The organism is Pseudonocardia humida (assembly GCF_023898865.1).
Taxonomy (GTDB): Bacteria; Actinomycetota; Actinomycetes; order Mycobacteriales; family Pseudonocardiaceae; genus Pseudonocardia; species Pseudonocardia humida.
In genome coordinates, this window is sequence record NZ_JAGSOV010000001.1 from 30,521 (window position 1) to 49,637 (window position 19,117).

The 19,117-nt window shown below is 75.0% G+C and carries 18 protein-coding genes; 6 read left to right on the top strand and 12 right to left on the bottom strand.

The window, feature by feature from the left end:
* The first annotated feature begins 60 nt into the window (after positions 1–60).
* Complete coding sequence (locus KDL28_RS00155; RefSeq protein WP_252435046.1) at positions 61–477, top strand: tellurite resistance TerB family protein; 417 nt, start codon at positions 61–63, stop codon at positions 475–477.
* A gap of 92 nt (positions 478–569) precedes the next feature.
* On the opposite strand, the gene KDL28_RS00160 is transcribed toward KDL28_RS00155, so the two are convergent.
* The 4 genes from KDL28_RS00160 to KDL28_RS41215 form a co-directional block, all read right to left on the bottom strand.
* Positions 570–1,148, bottom strand: a complete 579-nt coding sequence (locus KDL28_RS00160) for a TerD family protein (protein WP_252435047.1) — start codon at positions 1,146–1,148, stop codon at positions 570–572.
* 40 nt (positions 1,149–1,188) lie between these two features.
* Positions 1,189–2,397 carry a DUF475 domain-containing protein gene (locus KDL28_RS00165; protein WP_252435048.1) on the bottom strand — a complete coding sequence of 403 codons (1,209 nt, stop codon included), beginning with the start codon at positions 2,395–2,397 and terminating at the stop codon, positions 1,189–1,191.
* Positions 2,398–2,567: 170 nt separating this feature from the next.
* The gene (locus KDL28_RS00170; protein ID WP_252435049.1) at positions 2,568–4,721 is read right to left on the bottom strand and encodes a hypothetical protein; all 2,154 of its coding nucleotides are present in this window, start codon (positions 4,719–4,721) and stop codon (positions 2,568–2,570) included.
* A complete protein-coding gene (locus KDL28_RS41215; RefSeq protein ID WP_252435050.1) occupies positions 4,714–6,402 on the bottom strand; it encodes an Hsp70 family protein in 1,689 nt (562 codons plus the stop codon). The genes KDL28_RS00170 and KDL28_RS41215 overlap by 8 nt, the downstream gene beginning before the upstream one ends.
* A 241-nt stretch (positions 6,403–6,643) precedes the next feature.
* Between KDL28_RS41215 and grpE the strand changes: the two genes are divergently transcribed.
* Positions 6,644–7,090, top strand: a complete 447-nt coding sequence (gene grpE, locus KDL28_RS00180) for a nucleotide exchange factor GrpE (RefSeq protein WP_252435051.1) — start codon at positions 6,644–6,646, stop codon at positions 7,088–7,090.
* Positions 7,091–7,210: 120 nt separating this feature from the next.
* Positions 7,211–7,834, top strand: a complete 624-nt coding sequence (locus KDL28_RS00185; RefSeq protein WP_443698365.1) for an Rv1733c family protein — start codon at positions 7,211–7,213, stop codon at positions 7,832–7,834.
* 66 nt (positions 7,835–7,900) lie between these two features.
* Here the strand turns inward: KDL28_RS00185 and KDL28_RS00190 are convergent, their stop codons facing one another.
* The 3 genes from KDL28_RS00190 to KDL28_RS00200 are packed head-to-tail and all read right to left on the bottom strand — an operon-like array spanning position 7,901 to position 10,797.
* Positions 7,901–8,656: a YebC/PmpR family DNA-binding transcriptional regulator gene (locus tag KDL28_RS00190; protein WP_252435053.1), complete on the bottom strand. Its 756-nt coding sequence runs from the start codon at positions 8,654–8,656 to the stop codon at positions 7,901–7,903.
* A gap of 35 nt (positions 8,657–8,691) precedes the next feature.
* Positions 8,692–9,363, bottom strand: coding sequence for a pyridoxal 5'-phosphate synthase glutaminase subunit PdxT (gene pdxT, locus KDL28_RS00195; RefSeq protein WP_308215898.1), 672 nt, complete (start codon positions 9,361–9,363; stop codon positions 8,692–8,694).
* Positions 9,364–9,402: 39 nt separating this feature from the next.
* Entirely contained in the window at positions 9,403–10,797 is a 1,395-nt protein-coding gene (locus KDL28_RS00200) for an NAD-dependent malic enzyme (RefSeq protein ID WP_252435054.1), read from the bottom strand.
* Positions 10,798–11,069: 272 nt separating this feature from the next.
* Between KDL28_RS00200 and KDL28_RS00205 the strand changes: the two genes are divergently transcribed.
* Complete coding sequence (locus tag KDL28_RS00205; RefSeq protein ID WP_252435055.1) at positions 11,070–13,208, top strand: elongation factor G-like protein EF-G2; 2,139 nt, start codon at positions 11,070–11,072, stop codon at positions 13,206–13,208.
* A gap of 46 nt (positions 13,209–13,254) precedes the next feature.
* The gene (locus KDL28_RS00210) at positions 13,255–14,517 is read left to right on the top strand and encodes an MFS transporter (RefSeq protein ID WP_252435056.1); all 1,263 of its coding nucleotides are present in this window, start codon (positions 13,255–13,257) and stop codon (positions 14,515–14,517) included.
* On the opposite strand, the gene KDL28_RS00215 is transcribed toward KDL28_RS00210, so the two are convergent.
* Genes KDL28_RS00215 through KDL28_RS00225 form a run of 3 tightly spaced genes read right to left on the bottom strand, consistent with a single transcriptional unit; the run spans position 14,486 to position 16,932 of the window.
* Positions 14,486–15,892, bottom strand: coding sequence for an SDR family oxidoreductase (locus tag KDL28_RS00215; protein ID WP_252435057.1), 1,407 nt, complete (start codon positions 15,890–15,892; stop codon positions 14,486–14,488). The two genes, KDL28_RS00210 and KDL28_RS00215, sit on opposite strands and share 32 nt — an antisense overlap.
* A 54-nt stretch (positions 15,893–15,946) precedes the next feature.
* On the bottom strand, positions 15,947–16,255 hold the full coding sequence (locus KDL28_RS00220) for an AzlD domain-containing protein (RefSeq protein WP_252435058.1): 309 nt from the start codon (positions 16,253–16,255) through the stop codon (positions 15,947–15,949).
* On the bottom strand, positions 16,252–16,932 hold the full coding sequence (locus tag KDL28_RS00225) for an AzlC family ABC transporter permease (protein ID WP_252435059.1): 681 nt from the start codon (positions 16,930–16,932) through the stop codon (positions 16,252–16,254). Before KDL28_RS00225 ends, KDL28_RS00220 begins: the two co-directional genes overlap by 4 nt.
* Positions 16,933–16,986: 54 nt before the next feature.
* Between KDL28_RS00225 and KDL28_RS00230 the strand changes: the two genes are divergently transcribed.
* On the top strand, positions 16,987–17,541 hold the full coding sequence (locus tag KDL28_RS00230) for a helix-turn-helix domain-containing protein (RefSeq protein ID WP_252435060.1): 555 nt from the start codon (positions 16,987–16,989) through the stop codon (positions 17,539–17,541).
* Between the two features lie 7 nt (positions 17,542–17,548).
* Here the strand turns inward: KDL28_RS00230 and pdxS are convergent, their stop codons facing one another.
* Both pdxS and KDL28_RS00240 read right to left on the bottom strand, forming a co-directional pair.
* Positions 17,549–18,466 carry a pyridoxal 5'-phosphate synthase lyase subunit PdxS gene (gene pdxS, locus KDL28_RS00235; protein ID WP_308215899.1) on the bottom strand — a complete coding sequence of 306 codons (918 nt, stop codon included), beginning with the start codon at positions 18,464–18,466 and terminating at the stop codon, positions 17,549–17,551.
* Positions 18,467–18,572: 106 nt separating this feature from the next.
* Positions 18,573–19,112: an NUDIX hydrolase gene (locus KDL28_RS00240; protein ID WP_252435061.1), complete on the bottom strand. Its 540-nt coding sequence runs from the start codon at positions 19,110–19,112 to the stop codon at positions 18,573–18,575.
* Between the last annotated feature and the right edge of the window lie 5 nt (positions 19,113–19,117).

Sequence of the window (19,117 nt, forward strand, 5' to 3'; positions counted from 1 at the left end):
CCCGCGCGAGGAAGGACCTCAATGGCTCTGTGGGACACGCTCAGGTCTCGCATCACCGACATGTCGAGCAACGTCAAGACGCAGGTCGGCAAGTTCAAGACCAAGGAGTTCGCCAACGCCAGCATGGCGATGTGCGCGCTGATCGCGGCCGCCGACGGCAAGATCGACCCCGATGAGCGCGCCAAGACCGCCGGCTTCATCGCCAGCAACGACGCGCTGTCGGTGTTCAACGTCAGCGAGCTCCAGGAGAAGTTCAACTGGTACGCCGGCAAGCTGGAGTCGGACTACGCGTTCGGCAAGGTCGAGGCGATCGCCACCATCGGCAAGCTCAAGTCCAAGCCGGACGCCGCCCGTGCGGTGATCCAGGTCGGGATCATCATCGGCGGCGCGGACGGCAACTTCGACGCCGACGAGAAGCAGGCCGTGCGCGAGGCCTGCAACGCCGTCGGCATCTCGCCGTCGGAGTTCGACCTGTGAGGCACCGGCCCGGGCCGTGAGACCCGGGCCGGGCACGTCGAGGGCCCCGGCAGTGCGTGCACTGCCGGGGCCCTCGTGCGTGTGCCGGGTCCCTACAGGTGCGGTCCGACCGCGGGCACCAGGTCCTGCACGGTCCGACCGCTTGCGGTGGCCCCGATCGCGGTCATCGTCCAGCCCGCGCCGCCCCGACTCACCTTCGCCATGATCTGGGCGTTGTGCTGCCCGGATCCGCTGAGCTCGTAGCGGGCCAGCTCGTCGTTGCTGGTCTCGTCGATCAGCCGGCAGAACGCGTTCTCGATCTGCGAGAAGTCCTGGCCGGTGAACGAGTTCACGGTGAACACGATCTGGGTGACCGCGGGCGGCACCCGGGTCAGGTCGACGATGATCGACTCGTCGTCGCCCTCGCCGGCTCCGGTCAGGTTGTCGCCGGTGTGCTGCACCGACCCGTCCTTGCTGCGCAGCTGGCGGAACCAGACGGCGTCGACGAGGCTCCCGCCGCCGTCGAACAGCAGCGCCGAGGCGTCGAGGTCGATCGTCTGGGACTTCATGCCGCCGAACAGGCCGCGCTTCTTGACCGCGTCCCAGCCCAGGCCCATCCGCACGACGGTCAGCCCGCCGCCGCCGCGCTTGGTCAACGAGACCTGCTGGCCCTTGCTCAGGTTCACGCTCATCCGTACCCCCTCATCCGGCGCCCTCGTCGGGCGCCGTCGGTCACACGCTGTGGTGGTGCTCGGCCTTCTCGGCGGCCATCTGGTCGGCGGTCCGGTGGGTGTCGATGCCCTGGGCCGCGAGCTTGCGGTTGCGCAGGATGCTCGACAGGAAGGCCGCGCCGATGAACGCCACCCCGATCAGACCGGTGACGATCTCGTTGACGTGGAAGCCGATGCCCAACAGCAGGATCGTGGCCAGGGCGCCGATCGCCCAGTGCGCACCGTGCTCGAGGTAGACGTAGTCCTGCAGGGTGCCCTTGCGGACCAGGAAGACGGTCAGCGACCGGACGAACATCGCGCCGATCAGGCCCAGGCCCAGCGCGATGAGGATCGGGTCGGTGGTGATGGCGAACGCGCCGATGACGCCGTCGAAGGAGAACGCGGCGTCGAGCACCTCGAGGTAGAGGAACAGGAAGAACCCGGCCTTGCCGCTGGCCTTGGCCAGCTCCGAGGGCCCGCCGTTGCTGTTGCCCGCGGCGCGGTCGGCGACCTTGGGCTCGGCACCGGTCACGGTGGCGGTCGCGGGGCCCTCCTGGGGGTCGGACCCGTCCTCGTCGTCGTCACCGTCCTCGACGGCGCCTTCGAACAGCTCACCCAGGCCGTTGACGGCCAGGTAGGTGACCAGGCCGAGCGAACCGGCGACCAGCACCACGGCCGGGTCCTCGGCGAGCGTCTGGGCCAGCACGACCAGCACGACCAGCGCGAGCACGATGGCCAGCCGGTTGAGCTGGCCGACGCGGGCCAGCGGGCGCTCCAGCCAGGTCAGCCACTTGACGTCGCGGTCCTCGAAGATCCAGTCGAGGTACAGCATGAACAGGAACATGCCGCCGAACGCGGCGATCTGCGGGTACGCCTCGTTGAGCAGGTAGGCGTAGCTGGTCGGATCCTCCGGCGGGCGCTGCTCCAGCGCGAGGGTCAGCGCTTCGACCGGGTTCAGCCCGGCCGTCACGGCCACGATGACCAGCGGGAACACCAGCCGCATGCCGAACACGGCGATGAGGATGCCGATGGTCAGGAAGATCCTCTGCCAGAAGGCGTCCATCCGCTCCAGCACGGTGGCGTTGACCACCGCGTTGTCGAAGGACAGCGAGATCTCCAGGATGCCCAGGATGGCGCAGAGGATGAGAGCCTCGACACCTCCGTACAGGAACGCCACGATCAGTGACACGACCGTCACGCCGTAGGAGAAGCCGAATATCCGTAGGTTCATGAAGTCAGGTCCCGTCCCCCGCGCGCTGCGTAGATCCGCCGTTTACCCCGCCACCGTAGCGGTGAACGGATTCGACGCTTCCCTCGTGCCCCAATCCGACGTCGACCCCAAGCCGACGGTCACGCTACCGCCGAACGGCAGCACGTCATCTGCCGAACGGCTCACTACTGCTACTCGTCTGAGCGGCCCTCCGTCGAGCGAACACCGCCGACGGTGGCGCTGACCGCGTACACCGGCACCGCACCGGCCGGAGCGCCGCCGTCCTCGATGCTGGTGGCGGTGGTGCGCCCCACGACGCGCCAGCTCTGCGGGCCGGTCTGCGCCCGCACCCGGAACTCCGCGTCGCGGGGGCCGGTCCAGCTCACCTCCACCGCGCCGTCGGGCAACCGCACAGCCCGCACGCTCGCGGGCCGGGACGCCGCCGTCGGCGAGGTGCCCGCGTCGTCGGGCGGGCGTGGCGGCGCCGGAGGGGCCGCCGGCGCCGGAGAAGGCGCCGGGGTCGGAGAAGGCGCCGGGGTCGGAGAGGGCGCGGGTGGGCCGGCCTGCGCCGTCGACGAGAGCACCGGGCCGTCCGAGCGGGTCAGCGGCGAGGAGCGGCCGCCCTGCAGGGCGGCCACCGCGTAGATCGGCGCCTCCACCCCGGCGGGCGCGCCGCCGTCGTCCAGCGAGGTGCCGGTGACCCGGCCGAGCACCTGCCAGGACCCGTCCGGGCGCTGGCGGCTGACCTTGTACGTCACGCCCTCCGTCGGCGAGGGCCCCCAGAGCACGAGCACGTCGCCACGCCGGTCGCGGGCCGCGCTGACCCACGCCGGCGGGGCCACCGGCAGGTCGGCCAGCGCCGCCGCGGCCCCCGGATGGCCGGGGCAGCGCTCCAGCACCGCCAGCAACGCGGCGGCCCGGTCGGCCTCCCGGCCGGCCAGCGCCGCCGCGACCTCGCGGTCGGCGCGCTCGATCTCGGCCCGCGCGGTGGCCAGCAGCTCGCTCGGGTCGTGCACGTCCGCGGCCACCCGGGCGAGGTGCTCCAGGTGCTCCACGGCGTCGACGAACCGGCGGCCCTCGCAGGCCCCCACCGCGGCCCGCCAGCGCACCTCGGCGTCGGCCAGCACGTCGGCGACCTCGTCGGCGACGGCCCGGATCGGCGGCGCGCCACCGGCGCCCGCCAACTGCTCGGCCTCCCGCACCAGCCGCTGGGCCTCCGCGGCCCGCCCGGCGCGCAGGGCCTTGCGGGCCGCCTTGAGCCGCTCCTCCCACGGCGGTCGGCGCGGGCGCTCCGGCGGGCGCTGCGGTTCGGCCCGGGGACCCGCGGATCCCCCGCCGGGCGTGGCGGTCGCCGGATCGTCGCCGATCGGCGCGCCCAACTCGGCGGCCAGCGCGGCCAGCACCGCGGAGGCGCGCTCGCGGTCGAGACCGAGCTCGACGGCCTCGTCGAGCAGGTGCGCGTGGTCCTCGGTGACCAGCCGGTCCTCCACGAGGACCGCGGCCCGCACGCGCGGGCGCAGGTGCTCGGTGACGTCGGACGTCACCGCGTCCAGGTACGCCGCGACGGCCTCGTCGCCGGGCTCGATCAGCTCCGCGACGTGCACCATCAGCTCGTCCACGACCGCGCGGAGCCGGTCGGGGGGCAGCTCGCGGGCCCGGGCCCGCCAGGCCGCGGCCAGGGTGCGCACCTCGGCCGCGTGCGCATCCGGGCCCACCCCGAGCATCGCCAGCAGGGTGGGCGGCGGGGCGCCGTCGGTCAGCCGGCCCAGCTCGTCGAGCAGGGCCCGGATCTGGCGGCGGCGGTCCGGGCTGATCCGGTCCCGCGCCGGGGGCGGCGGCGCGCCGACGGGGGCGAGCAGGCGGTGGCGGCGCAGCCGCACCTCCACCTCCTGGCGCTCCAGCCCGGCCAGCTTCCCGACGTCGTAGAGCCCTTCGACCTTGTCGCGCGGCACCCCGCCGTGCCGGCCGACCAGCCGCGAGATGGCCGCGTCGAGCAGCGCGAACCGCTCGGTCTCGCGCTGCTCGCGCTGGTGGCGCACGCGCATCGCGGCCATCCGGCGCCGGTGCGGGTCGCGCAGCTCCGCGCTGCGCTGCTCGTGCGAGGCGACCAGCAGCGCCACCAGCACCCGGTACTTGGGGTGGTCGCGCTGGCGCTGCCAGAACGCCCAGACCTCGTCGAGGCGGCTGAGCACCTGGGCGTCGTCGAGGTCGTCGGCGACGGGCAGGTCGTAGAGCTCGAAGGGGTCCGAGGCGTCCGGCCCGCCCCGCTTCTCGACCGTGGCCAGCACGCTCTTGCGGTAGCCGTTCGGGTCGAACGGCGCCAGCACCCCACCGGTGTCAGTCACGGCGGCGCATCCTGCCCAACTGCTCGCGCTCGCGGGCCACCTCGGCCTGCGAGAGCGTGGCCCCGGTGGTGGCGGTGAGGGTCAGCGGGATGGCGGCGTCGACGTGGAACGCGGTCACGTGCAGCACGCCGTCGAAGCCCATCTCGAAGGTCACCCGGACCTCACTGCCCTCGCCGAAGCCCGGCGGGATCCCGGAGATCTCCCCGACGATCAACACCTTCGCGTCCTCCGGCCGGGTCGACTCGGCCTGGCCCTGCTGCTCGACGACGGTCAGCTGGATCTCGGTCTGGTCGGAGCGGATGGTGCCGTAGGAGCGGCTGGTGCGGATGGGCAGCCGGTCGTTGCGGTGCACCAGCCAGGACGGCTCAAGGCGACCGGCCGCCGAGTTGACCGCCAGCACCCCGAACCCGCGGGAGACCACCGTGTCGACCTGGATCTCCACGGCCCGGCGGACCTGGGTCAACGGCACCCCGTAGGCGTCGGCGACGCGGCGGCAGGCGTCGTCGAGGTCGGGGGCGGCGGCGTCCTCCAGCTTGGCCCCGTCGCGCAGGCGACCGCGGGTGCGCAGGTCGGCGGCGACCATGCGCTCGAGCTCCTTCTTCTCCCCGAACAGCGCCGCGCCGCGGGCCACGGCGAGGTCCGGGTCGTGCAGCCGGGGGTCGAGCCCGAGCTCGTCGCGCAGCGCCCGGGCGACCGCGGGCATCCGCGAGGAGCCGCCGACCAGCAGCACGCGGTCGACCTCGGCCACCCCGCGGCGGGCCGCCTCGGCCAGGCAGGCCTTGGTGAGGTCGAGGGTGCGGCGCAGCAGCGGCGCGGACATCGACTCCAGCTCGGCGCGGCTGAGCGTCACCGTGGAGCGGGCCCCGTCGTGGGAGACCAGGACGTCGGCCTCGTCGGAGTCGCTGAGCTGGTGCTTGGCCCGCTCCGCGGCCAGCACGAGCGCCTGCGCGCCCGCCGAGTCGTCCAGCGGGTCCTCGGCGTCGGGGTTGTCGGCGCAGAACTTGCGCGACAGGTGCAGCGCGATCCGCTCGTCCCAGTCGGCTCCGCCGAGCTGGTGGTCGCCCTCGACGGCCAGCACCGAGATGCGCCGGTCGGCCAGCTCGATCACCGTGGCGTCGAAGGTGCCCCCGCCCAGGTCGTAGACGAGCACCGTCTCGTGCCCCGTTCCGGGCTGCTTGGCCAGGTCGGGCCCGCCGTCGAGGCGCCCGAAGCCGTAGGCGAGCGCCGCGGCGATCGGCTCGGACAGCACGTCGACGACGTCGAGACCGGCGTAGGTGCCGGCCAGCACGGTGGCCCGGCGCTCCTCGTCGCCGAAGTACGCGGGCACGGTGATGACCGCCGAGGTCGGCGTCTCCCCACCGCTGAAACCGGCGTCGGCGACCAGGCTCTTGAGGATCAGCGCCGACACCGCGGGCGCCGACCACGCCTTCCCGTGCGCGACGAACCGCCACTCCGCGTCACCCATGCGCCGCTTGACCAGCGTGCAGACGTGCTCGGGGTCGAGGCGCGCCTCCCGCCGCGCCCCCTCCCCCACGACGTGCTCGCCGGGCGAGGCGAACAGCACCACCGACGGCGTCGTCACCTGCCCCGACATGCCGGCGAGGACCTGCGGACGACCGTCCGTGCCGGTGCGCGCGATGGCGGAGTTGGTTGTCCCGAGATCGATACCGTGGACGGCCACGATCGGAGCCTAACCAGTGGCCCGTGGCGGTGGTCACCCAGATGGTGCGGGGTGGCGGCGCACGAACGAGCGCCTCCCGTCCGACCGCTCGACGTCGGCTGAACTGGGCGAACGGCGCTCTCGACCAATCAGGTCGGGCGACCGCGCCGCTCGCTCGGGGTGTGGTGGACGAGAGTGGCTCTCGTTCCCGCGCAACGGCGCGCCCGTCGAGGCCGCGGTGGGGGGCCACTAGGCTCCCGCCGTGGCGGAACCCACCCTCGGCGACATCGCGGACAAGGTCGACGACGTGGCCCGGTTGCTCGCCCGGCAGGCGAGCACCCTCGGGGCCATCGCCGATGCTCGGGCTGACGGCGCCGGTCCCGATGTGCCCCTCCTCGTGGAGTTGCACGCCCTTCGGGTCGACGCCCTGCGCTACGCGGCCACGGCGCGCTCGCGGCGGGAGCGCGCGGGGTTCGAGGCGGTGGCTGCGGGGCTGGAGCGGTTGCTGGCCGGGCGGGGCGGGGCGGTGGTGGCGCCGCTGGTGGGTGAGCCGTTCAGCGGCTCGTCGATGGAGGCGGTGGAGGTCGTGGCGACCGGGGACGCCGGGCTCGACCGGACAGTCGCCGAGCTGCTCGAGCCGGGGTTGCTGGTCGGTGGGCGCTCGGTGCGCCCGGCTCGGGTCGCCGTGCACCGCCACCGTCCTGCCTAATCCGCCGTTGCGCCGCTTCGCCCAATTCGACTCCGGAGAGCAGTAACGCGGCTACCTTGGGTAGCGAGCTGATCCAGGACCGTCGTCGGGTTCGGAGGTGTCAGCGTGGGTTCGGAGTCCGTGGGCTCGAGGGCGTGGCGTTCGGGGCGGGCGCGGCGGCGTCGGTGGCAGGCCGACCGCATGCCGCGGCGGCTGTCCGATCGGGTCGAGGACTTCGCCGCCTGGTTGTTCATCGTCACGGCCCTGCTGCTGGTCGTCGTGGCCGCCGGGGTCGGTGGCTCCGTGCACCGCGACGGGCTGGCCCGGTCCGCGGCCGATTCGGCGCAGCGCAAGCAGGTGCCGGCGGAGGTCCTGGCCGACGACCGCGCGGTCACCGCCCGCTTCCGCACCGTCTCGGCGCGCTGGGCCGGCCCGGACGGGGTGCCGATCACCGGGCGGATCGCGCTCGAGCGGGCCGCGCCCGCCGGGCGGGCGGGCGCACCGGCGCGGGCCGCGTCCACGGCACCCGGCCGGCAGGTGATGATCTGGGTCGACGACCGGGGTCACCCGGGCCCGCCGCCGGCCACGGCGGCGCAGGCCGTCCAGGCCGGGGTGGTGGCGGCGGTGACGCTGGTCCTGCTGGGGCTGGTCGCGCTCGGCGGCGGCTGGCTCGGCGTGCGCGCCGTCGTCGCGCGCAGCAACGGCCGCCACTGGGAGCGGGAGTGGGCCCGGGTCGGGCCGCGGTGGAGCGGGCGCGTGCACTGACACGCGAGAACGCCCCGGGGTCCGGTCGACCGCGGTCGGCCGGACCCGGGGCGGTGCGGGTGTCCGTCAGGCGTCGAGCAGCGCCAGCGTCTCGTCGCTGACCTCGAAGTTCGCGTACACGTTCTGCACCTCGTCGCTGTCCTCGAGGGCCTCGATCAGCCGGAAGACCTTCTTGGCCGTCTCGGCGTCGAGCGGCACCGACATCGAGGGCAGGAACGTCGGGTCGGCCGAGTCGTAGTCGATGCCGGCGTCGACCAGTGCGGTGCGCACGGGCACCAGGTCCGTGGCCTCGGTGATCACCTCGAAGTTGTCGCCGAGGTCGTTGACCTCCTCGGCGCCGGCGTCGAGGACCGCCATCAGCACGTCGTCCTCGGTGAGCTCACCGGACTTGGGCACGATCACCACGCCCTTGCGGGTGAACAGGTAGGCCACCGAGCCCGGGTCGGCCATCGCACCGCCGTTGCGGGACATCGCCAGGCGGACCTCGGTGGCAGCCCGGTTGCGGTTGTCGGTGAGGCACTCGACGAGCACGGCCACCCCGCCCGCGGCGTAGCCCTCGTAGGTGATGGTCTGGTAGTCGGCCCCGCCCGCGTCGGCGCCCGAGCCGCGCTTGACCGCGCGGTCGATGTTGTCGTTGGGCACCGAACTCTTCTTCGCCTTCTGGATGGCGTCGTAGAGCGTCGGGTTGCCGTCCGGGTCGCCGCCACCGGTCCGCGCGGCCACCTCGATGTTCTTGATGAGCTTCGCGAACATCTTGCCGCGGCGGGCGTCGATGACGGCCTTCTTGTGCTTGGTCGTCGCCCACTTGGAATGCCCGCTCATGTCTCCCTCTTCCCCTGCCGAACCGCCGACCGATCCTAGCGGCGCCCCGCGACCGCCTCGCGCGCCATCCGGCAGAACAGCCCGTGCACGCGCAGGTCGCCGGTCAGCTCGGGGTGGAACGCGGTGGCCAGGACACCGCCCTGGCGCACGGCGACGACCCGGCCCGCGGCCTCCCCGGCGTCGCGCCCGGCCGCGGTCAGCGCCGGGACGGTGGCCAGCACCTCGACGTCGGCGCCGGCCTTCTCCACCCACGGGGCGCGGATGAAGACCGCCCGGACCGGCCCGCCCTCGACGCCGTCGACGGCCAGGTCGGTCTCGAAGGAGTCGACCTGGCGGCCGAACGCGTTGCGCCGCACGACCACGTCGAGCCCGCCGAGCTGCTGCTGGTCGGGTCGGCCGTCGAGCACCTCGTCGGCCAGCAGGATCATCCCGGCGCACGAGCCGTAGGCGGGCATGCCGTCGGCGATCCGCGCGCGCAGCGGCTCCAGCAGGTCGAACGTGACCAGCAGCCGGCTCATCGTGGTCGACTCGCCGCCGGGCAGCACGATCGCGTCCACCGCGGCCAGCTCGGCCGGGCGCCGCACCGGCACGGCCCGCACGCCGGGGAAGCCGCCCAGGGCGGCGAGGTGCTCGCGCACGTCGCCCTGCAGGGCCAGCACACCGATCACCGCGGAGCCCGTCCCCGCCACCTCGTCCGCCTCAGCCACGGCCCCAGGGTAGTCGCCGTGCTCGGGGGTCGGTCCGGCTCAGACGGCCGCGACGTCCTTGGTCCGGGTGGCCTCGCGCACGGCCTCGGCCACCGCCGGGGCGACCGCGGCGTCGAAGACGCTGGGCACGACGAACGACGGGTTCGGCTCCGGGACGACGTCGGCGATGGCCGCGGAGGCGGCCAGCAGCATGGCGTCGGTGATGTCGCGGGCGTGGGCGTCGAGCAGGCCGCGGAACACCCCGGGGAAGGCCAGCACGTTGTTGATCTGGTTCGGGTAGTCCGAGCGCCCGGTGGCCACGACCGCGGCGTGCTGGAGCGCGATGGCCGGGTCGACCTCCGGGTCCGGGTTGGCCAGCGCGAAGACGACGGCGTCGCCGGCCATGGTCTCCAGCTCGGCCGCGCCGATCAGGTTGGGCGCCGAGACCCCGATGAACACGTCGGCGCCGACCATCGCGTCGGCGAGCTGACCGCTCTGCCCCGACGGGTTGGTCATCTCCGCGATCGAGCACAGGTTCGCGTGCATGCCGGCGCGGTCGCGGTGCACGATCCCGTCGATGTCGACGGCCAGCAGCTCGCCCGGCCCCTGCGAGCCCAGCAGCCGGATGATCGCCGAGCCGGCCGCGCCGACCCCGCACACCACGATCTTGCAGTCGGTCAGCGACTTGCCGACCACCCGCAGGGCGTTGCGCAGCGCGCCGAGCACGACGACGGCGGTCCCGTGCTGGTCGTCGTGGAAGACGGGGATGTCCAGCATCTCGCGCAGCCGGGCCTCGATCTCGAAGCAGCGCGGAGCGGCGATGTCCTCCAGGTTGATGCCGCCGTAGGCCGGGGCCAGGATCTGCACCGTCCGGATGATCTCCTCGGTGTCCTGGGTGTCCAGGCAGACCGGCCAGGCGTCGACCCCGGCGAACCGCTTGAACAGCGCGGCCTTGCCCTCCATCACCGGCATCGCCGCGGCGGCGCCGAGGTTGCCCAGCCCGAGCACGGCCGAGCCGTCGGTCACCACGGCGACGGTGTTGCGCTTGATCGTCAGCCGGCGGGCGTCGGCGGGGTTGGCCGCGATGGCCTGGCACACGCGCGCGACGCCCGGCGTGTAGGCGCGGGAGAGGTCGTCGCGGTTGCGCAGGCTGACCTTCGACTGCACCTCGAGCTTGCCGCCCAGGTGCATCAGGAACGTCCGGTCGGACACCTTGCGCACGTGCACGCCGGGCAGCGCCTCGAGCGCGCGGGTGATCTCCCCCGCGTGCGCCTCGTCGCGGGCGTTGCAGCTCATGTCGATCACGAGCGTCGCGGTCTGGGCCTCGACGACGTCGAACGCGGTGACCACACCGCCGACGCTGCCGACGGCCACGGTCAGGTCGCCCGCGGCGCCGGCCGACGCCGGCACCTCGAGCCGCGCGGTGATGGCGTATCCGGGTCCGGGAACAGGCACCGCACGACCCTACCGACGTCCCCCGCCCCCCGTCGGAGGCCCGTCGAGAACGACGTTGTCGCCGTCTGTGAGCGCTCTCACCGACGACGACTTCGTTCTCGTCGGGGTCGGGGCGGGTCGGTCGGGGTTGTGACCTTGCCCGGGGCGGGTGTGAGATGGCGCACACGGCGTCCCCGGGACGGGGGCCGGGCGACGCGGGAACGGACAGCGCGCGACGGCGGCGGTCTGCCGCGGACGGGCGCGTCGACGCAGCGTCGCGGAGGTGGTCCACCATGTCGGGCAGAGCAGCGGGATCGGTCAGGTCGGGTTCGGCCAGGGCGGACAACGGCGCCACCACGGCCACCGATCCGGCCCGGGTGCGCAACGTCGCCCTGGTCGGGCCGTCGGGCGCGGGCAAGACGTCGCTGGTGGAGGCGCTGCTCGCGCACACCTCGACCATCCCGCGGGCCGGCGCCGTGACCGAGGGCAGCACCGTGTGCGACCACGACCCCGCCGCCGTGCGCCAGCAGCGCTCGGTCGCGCTGGCGGTCGCTCCCCTGGTCCACGACGACGTCAAGATCAACCTCATCGACACCCCCGGCTACGGGGACTTCGTCGGCGAGCTGCGCGCCGGACTGCGCGCCGCCGACGCCGCCCTGTTCGTGCTGCCCGCCGACGCCGGCCGGGAGGGCGAGATCGACCCCGCGACCGTCGCGCAGTGGGAGGAGTGCGCCGCTGTGGGCACGCCGCGCGCGGTGGTCATCGCCCGCTGCGACCACGCCCGCGCCGACCTGGACGCGACCACGGCCGCCTGCCAGGAGGCGTTCGGCGCCGGCGTCGCCCCGCTCTACCTTCCGATCCGCGCCGCCGACGGCGCGCTGACCGGCCTCTACGGCCTGCTCACCCGCACCCCCGCCGACCAGGCGCCCGATGGCGCCGACGAGGCCCGCGACGCGCTCATCGAGGGCATCATCGAGCAGTCCGAGGACGAGTCGCTGATGGAGCGCTACCTCGGCGGCGAGGAACTCGACGTGCCCACGCTGATCGACGACCTGGAGACCGCGGTCGCCCGCGGCGCCTTCCACCCGGTCGTTCCGGTCTGCGCGAGCAGCGGCACCGGCCTGGACGCGCTGCTGGAGCTGCTGGTCGGCGGGTTCCCGTCGCCGCTGGAGCACCCGCTGCCGCGGGTGTCGGGGGTCGACGGCTCCCCCCGCCCGGAGCTCACCGCCGACCCCGACGGCCCGCTGGCCGCCGAGGTCGTGCGGACCACCGCCGACGCCTACGTCGGCCGGGTGTCGCTGGTGCGCGTGTTCTCCGGGACCCTGCGCGCCGAGTCGACCGTGCACATCAGCGGCCACCACGTCGCCGTCCCCGCCCCCCGCGGGCCCGCCGACGACGCCCCGGTCGCCACCGACGACGGGCACGACGAGGACGAGCGCCTGGCCCACCTCTACAGCCCGCTGGGCTCGGCGCTGCGCGAGATCGACGCCTGCGTGGCCGGCGACATCTGCGCGCTGACCAAGCTGGGCACCGCCGAGACCGGCGACACCGTCTCGGCCGCCGCGGACCCCCTGCTGCTGTCCTGCTGGGACCTGCCCGACCCGCTGCTGCCCGTCGCGGTGCGCGCCCGCACCCGCGGCGACGAGGACGCGCTGGTCAAGACCCTGGCCCGGATCGTGGCCGCCGACCCCACACTGCGCCTGGAGCGCAACCGGGAGACCCACCAGACCGTGCTGTGGTGCATGGGCGAGGCGCACGCCGACGTCGTGCTCTCGCGGCTGCGCGCCGGCGGAGCCGAGGTCGACACCGAGGAGGTGCGGGTCCCGCTGCGGGAGACGATCGCCCGCCCGGCCCGGGTCACCGGCCGCCACGTCAAGCAGTCCGGCGGGCACGGCCAGTACGCGGTGTGCCACGTGGAGTTCGAGCCGCTGCCCCGCGGCTCCGGGTTCGAGTTCGTGTCCAAGGTCGTCGGCGGGTCGGTGCCCACCCAGTTCATCCCGAGCGTGGAGAAGGGCATCCGGGCCCAACTCGAGCGCGGCCTGACCGACGAGCACCACCCGGTGGTCGACCTGCGCGCCACCCTCGTCGACGGCAAGGCGCACAGCGTCGACTCCTCCGACGCGGCCTTCCAGACGGCGGGCGCGCTCGCGCTGCGCGAGGCGGCCGCGGCCTGCGGCACGGTGCGGCTGGAGCCCTACGACGAGGTGGTCGTCCGCATCCCCGACGACTTCCTGGGCGCGGTGCTGGGCGACCTGTCCGGGCGGCGGGGCCGGGTGCTGGGCACCGAGGTCGCCGGGCCGGGGCGCTCGACGGTGCGCGCCGAGGTGCCGTGCACCGAGCTGGTGCGCTACGCGATCGACCTGCGGGCGATGACGGCGGGCGCGGCCACCTTCACCCGCCGCTTCGCCCGCTACGACACGGCCCCGGGCTGAGGTCGATTCGGGTTCGGCCGAACGGTGGCGGAGGTACGTTCGGCCGGTGCCAACGCGCCGCTCCTCGACCCGCCGCATCGGCCCGGTCGCCGCGCTCTGGACGGCCGTCTTCGTCGTCGCCTACGGGACCAACGTCCCGACGCCGCTGCTGCTCGTCTACCGCGACTCGCTCGACCTGAGCCCGGACCAGCTGACCGGGGCATTCGGCGTCTACGCCGCCGGGCTGGTGCCTGCGCTGCTGCTGGCCGGCCCGGCGTCGGACCGGTTCGGCCGCCGCCCGGTGGTGGTGCCGTTCGTGCTGCTGTCGGCGGCCACCTCCCTGCTGTTCCTCGGAGCTGGCTCGGCGACCTGGCTGCTGTTCGTGTGCCGGTTCCTGCAGGGCGCCGTGTCCGGGGTGGTGTTCAGCGTGGGCACGGCGTGGCTGGGCGAGCTGGTCGGCGAGCCCGGCCGCGCGGCCCGGCTCACCACCGCGGCCCTCGGCGGCGGCTGGGCGATCGGGCCGCTGGTGTCCGGGCTGCTCGGGCAGTGGGCGCCGGCGCCGACCGTGCTGCCGTACCTGCTGCACGTGGCGCTGATGGTGGTGGGTCTCGCGCTGCTGCCCGGCGTCCCCGAGACGCTGGCCCCGCACGAGCGCCGGATCGGACCGCTGGTCGCGCTGGGTGTACCGACCGGGGCCGGGCGGGCGTTCGTGCTGGTGGTGCTGCCCATCGCGCTCGGCGTCTTCACCTTCCCCTCCACGGCGGTGACGGTACTGCCGCTGCTGCTCACCCCGACCCTGCCCGAGCTGGCCGTGGCGATCACCGGCCTGGTCGCCGGCGTGACCCTGCTGACCGGGGTGTTCGCCCAGCCGATCGGGCGCAGGCTGGGCGCGGTCCGGTCGGGACCGGCGGGGCTGCTGGTCGGGGCGGTGGGGATCGGGCTGAGCCTGCTCGGCGCGGGCAACGAGGCCTGGCCGCTGCTGGTGCCGGTGGCGCTGCTGCTCGGCGTGGCCTACGGGCTCTGCCTGGCCGCCGGGCTGGTCGTGGTGGCCCAGCTGGCCAGCCCGACCGCCCGCGGCGCGCTGACCGGCACCTTCTACGCCTGCGCCTACCTGGGGTTCGGGGTGCCGCTGGTGCTGTCGGTGCTGGGCGGGACCGCCGAGCGCGGGGTCGCCGGCTTCGCCACCCCGCTGACCTGGCTCGCGGTGCTGATCGCGGTGATCGGGCTGGCGCTGGCGCTGCCGGCGGCCCGCGCGCTGGTCACGCCCCGGCCCGCGGCGCCCGACCCGACCGGGGAGGTCACCCGCGTCGAGCCGCCGCCGCCCGTCTGACCGCCGCGGCGGGCACACCCCGCGCCATCGCCGCGAAGACGAGCCGGTGGGCGGGCAGCTGCGCCGCCCAGTACGCCCGGCCGGGCAGGCCGTCCGGGCGGAACGTCGTGCGCTGCACGTACCGGCTGCCCGTGCCGTCGGGCTCGACGCGCAGCTCCAGGCGCGCGGTGCCGGGCAGGCGCATCTCGGCGCGCAGGCGCAGCAGCCGCCCCGGCTGCACGTCCTCGATGCGCCACCAGTCCAGCGCCGCGCCCGGGCGCAGGCGCTCCGGCCGGGTGCGCCGGGCGCCGATCCCGCCGACCAGGCGGTCGAGGGCCCCGCGCAGCGGCCAGACACCCGGCAGGGTGTGCCACCCGGTGTCGCCGCCGAGGTCCTCGATCACCGCCCACAGCGCGTCGACCGGGGCGTCGACCCGCTCGACGTGCTCCTCGACCAGCTCGGGCTCCGTCGGGTCGGTGGGCAGCCGCCCGGCCGCGCCGACCCCGTCGAGCGCGCGGCGGACGGCCTCCCGGTAGGGCGTCGCGCCACCCGGCGGTGGCCCGTCCGGCGGCCCGCCGCGGCAGACCAGGTCGTGGGCCATCGACTCCAGCAGCGGCCCGGCCAGGTACCGGCCGATCGGGGTGAGCGCCTGGGCCGCCCGCGCGGTCAGTCGGGGCAGCGACACCGGCACCGGCACGCTGAGGGGTCTGCCCAACCCGGCCTCCTCGGCGAAGCCCGCCACGAGCTCCCGGTAGGTGAGCACGTCGGGGCCGCCGATGTCGAAAGTGCCGCTCACCCCGGAGGGCAGCTCCAGCGCGGCCAGCAGGTGGTGCAGCACGTCGTCGACGCCGATGGGCTGCACCCGGTTCCAGGCCCGGTCGGGCAGCGGCAGCACCGGCCCGAGCCGGGCGAGACCGGCCAGGTTGCGGATCATCTCGAAGCTGGCCGAGCCGGCGCCGACCACGATCCCCGCCTGCAGCACGGCGGTCGGCGGTCCTTCGGCCACGAGCACCTCACCGACCTCGCGGCGCGAGGACAGGTGGGCCGAGGCGGGCCCCGGTGGCTGCAGACCGCCGAGGTAGACCACCCGTGCGACGCCCGCCGTGCGGGCCGCGCGGGCCAGCCCGGACGCCGCCTCCCGGTCGCGCTCGGCGAAGGCCGGGCCGTCCATCGAGTGCACCAGGTAGAAGACGGCGTCGACGCCGGAGCAGGCATCGGCGACGGCCGCGGGGTCGGCGAGGTCGCCGATCCGCGCGTCGACGCGGTCGTCCCAGCCCAACCGGGCGAGCTTCGCCGGGTCGCGCACGAGGCAGCGCACGGCGCGGCCCTCGGCGAGCAACCGCGGCACGAGCCGGGCGCCGACGTAGCCGGTCGCCCCGATCACCAGACAGCGCACCGGTGGAGCGTGCCGCAGTCCGCCCCCGGGCGCCCGTCGGGCGCACCGATGCGGTCAGGGCACCCCGAGGGCGCGCAGGCCGGCGGTGGTGGCCGCGGCGATGACGACCACCAGCACGAACGGCGCCCGTCGCCACGCCGCGACGGCCCCGACCGCCACGCCGAGGGGCCGCGCCCAGCCGGCCAGGCCGCCGTCCTCGGTCAGGGCGGCGGTGGCGACGAGGGCGACCAGCAGGGCCGTGGCGCCCAGGTCGACGTAGCGCTGGACGCGTTCGGGCATCGCGAAGCGGTCGCGCAGCAGCAGCCCGGCCAACCGCAGCAGGTAGGTGCCCGCGGCCAGGCTCAGCACGGCGGTGAGGGTCATGACCGCTCCTCCGGCTCCCGCCCCGCCGCGAACAGCCCGACCAGGCCGGCCAGCACCGGCAGCCCGGCCGGCAGCAGCGGGGTGGCCAGCAGGGCGACACCACCCGCCGCCGCGCCCACCCGGCGGGCGTCGGCGCGGCGCAGCGTCGGCAGCAGCAGGGCCAGCAGGCCCGCCGGGAAGGCGGCGTCGACACCGAACGCGGCCGGGTCGGGGACGGCCGAGCCGGCGACCATCCCGAGCACCGTGCCGACGTTCCAGCAGACGAACGCCAGGCTGCCGACCAGCCAGTAGACCGGGCGGGCCGCCGCTCCCCCGCCGCGCGCCCTGGCGAACGCCACCGACTCGTCGATCATGAGGTGGGCGCCGACCAGGCGGGCGGGCCAGCTCGAGCCGACGACGTCGCCCACCGCCAGGCCGAACGGGAGGTGGCGGGCGTTGAGCAGCAGGCCCGCCAGCACGGCGGCGAACGGGCTGCCGCCCGCGGCCACGACGGCGACGACGAGGAACTGCGAGCCGCCCGCGAACACCAGCAGCGACATCGCCACCGCGATCGGACCGGGCACGCCGGCCGCGGCGGCCAGCGCGCCGAAGGACATCCCGATGACGGCGACGGCGGCGCCGAGTGCCGCGGCGTCGCGCAGGTCGCGACGCCCTATTGTTCGATCTGACGAACGCACGTACGCCAGAATGAACACCAGGAGCCGCGTTCGTCAAGCCGAACGGAGAGACCGATGGAGCGAACCGAACCCCGCGCGACGATCGCCGCGGCGCTGCGCCGCGAGCGCGAGCGGCTCGGGGTGTCGCTGACCGAGCTGGCGCGCCGCGCCGGGGTGGCCAAGTCGACCCTGTCGCAGCTGGAGGCGGCGACCGGCAACCCGAGCATCGAGACGCTCTGGGCCCTCGCGGTCGCCCTGGACGTGCCGTTCAGCCGGCTGGTCGACCCGCCGTCGGAGCCGGTGCAGGTGATCCGGGCCGGGGAGGCGCCGGTGGTGCACTCCGAGCACGCCGCCTACTCCGGCGCCCTGCTCTCCTCGTGCCCCCCGGGCGCGCGCCGCGACCTGCACGTCATCACGGCCGAGCCCGGCGCGGTCCGCGACGCGCACGCCCACATCCGCGGCACGACCGAGCACCTGGTCGTGCTGGCGGGGCGGTGGCGGGTGGGACCGGCCGGGGCCGAGGTGGAGCTCGACCCCGGCGACTACGCGCGCTTCCCCGGCGACCGCCCGCACACCTACACCGCCCTGGCTCCGGGCAGCAGCGCGGTGCTGGTGATGGAGTACGTCTGAGCGACCGCTACCAGCCGCGGTCGGCGTAGCGCTGCTCGGCGGGCAGCTCGGAGACGTTGATGCCGACCATGGCCTCACCGAGCCCGCGCGAGACCTTCGCGATGACGTCCGGGTCGTCGTGGAAGGTGGTGGCCTTGACGATGGCCTCGGCCCGGCGGGCCGGGTCGCCGGACTTGAAGATGCCCGAGCCGACGAACACGCCCTCCGCGCCCAGCTGCATCATCATCGCCGCGTCGGCCGGGGTGGCGATGCCGCCCGCGGTGAACAGCACGACCGGGAGCTTGCCCGCCCTGGCGACCTCGGTGACCAGCTCGACCGGGGCGCGCAGCTCCTTGGCCGCGGCGTAGAGCTCGGTCTCGTCGAGCCCGCCGAGGCGGCGGATCTCGCCGCGGATGGAGCGCATGTGCCGGGTGGCCTCGACGACGTTGCCGGTGCCCGCCTCGCCCTTGGACCGGATCATCGCGGCGCCCTCGGCGATGCGCCGCAGCGCCTCGCCCAGGTTGGTCGCGCCGCACACGAACGGCACGGTGAACGCCCACTTGTCGATGTGGTGCGCCTCGTCGGCCGGGGTGAGCACCTCGGACTCGTCGATGTAGTCGACCCCGAGGGACTGCAGCACCCTGGCCTCGACGAAGTGCCCGATGCGGGCCTTGGCCATGACCGGGATCGAGACCGCGGAGACGATGCCGTCGATCATGTCCGGGTCGCTCATCCGGGCCACGCCGCCCTGCGCGCGGATGTCGGCCGGGACGCGCTCGAGGGCCATCACGGCGACCGCGCCCGCGTCCTCGGCGATCTTGGCCTGGTCGGGGGTGACGACGTCCATGATGACGCCGCCCTTGAGCATCTCGGCCATCCCGCGCTTCACGCGGGCGGTGCCCCACCGCTCGGTGCCCGCCGCGGCGGCGGACGGAGTGGATGACACCTCGGACGACGGCACGGACGGCACAGACGAGGACACGGCGCTACCTCTCAGGAGCTCGGGAACGAGGTCGATGGTACGACAGGTCGGGCCGATTCAACCCCTGCCGTCAGGACCAATCGGCGGCCGTCGGAGCGGTCGTGGTCACACCGCCCACGGGGTCGGCGATCTCGAAGTAGCGCGGCAGCGGGGCCCGGCCGGCCAGGTGCAGGTGGCGCACCAGCCAGCGCGACCGCAGGCCGAGGGTGTCGCGGACGGCGTCGTTGTGCACCCGGCGGGCCAGCGCCAGCAGCTGCTCGGCCTCGACCAGCTCCGCGGCCGGTCCCCGGGGCAGGGCCGAGCGGTCCATCCCGGCGAGCAGGCGCCCGAGCCGGTTCTCCGCGGCCTCGCGCTCGGGCCAGCGGGTGCCCGCGGCCGTGGCCGCGTCGACCGCCGCGGCCAGCGGCGCCGCCGATGTCGGGTCGAGGAGGGCACCGGCCCGCGCGGCCGCCAGCGCCCGCCGGTCCAGGGCCGCGACCAGCGCCGACCGGGCCGCGTCCATCCGCACGTGCAGCCGGTCGAGCCGGCGCACGCGGTTCGCGGTGAGCGCCGCCAGCCCGCCGAGCAGGACGGCGAGCAGGCCGATCAGGACCCACAGCAGCACGGCCACCGGCG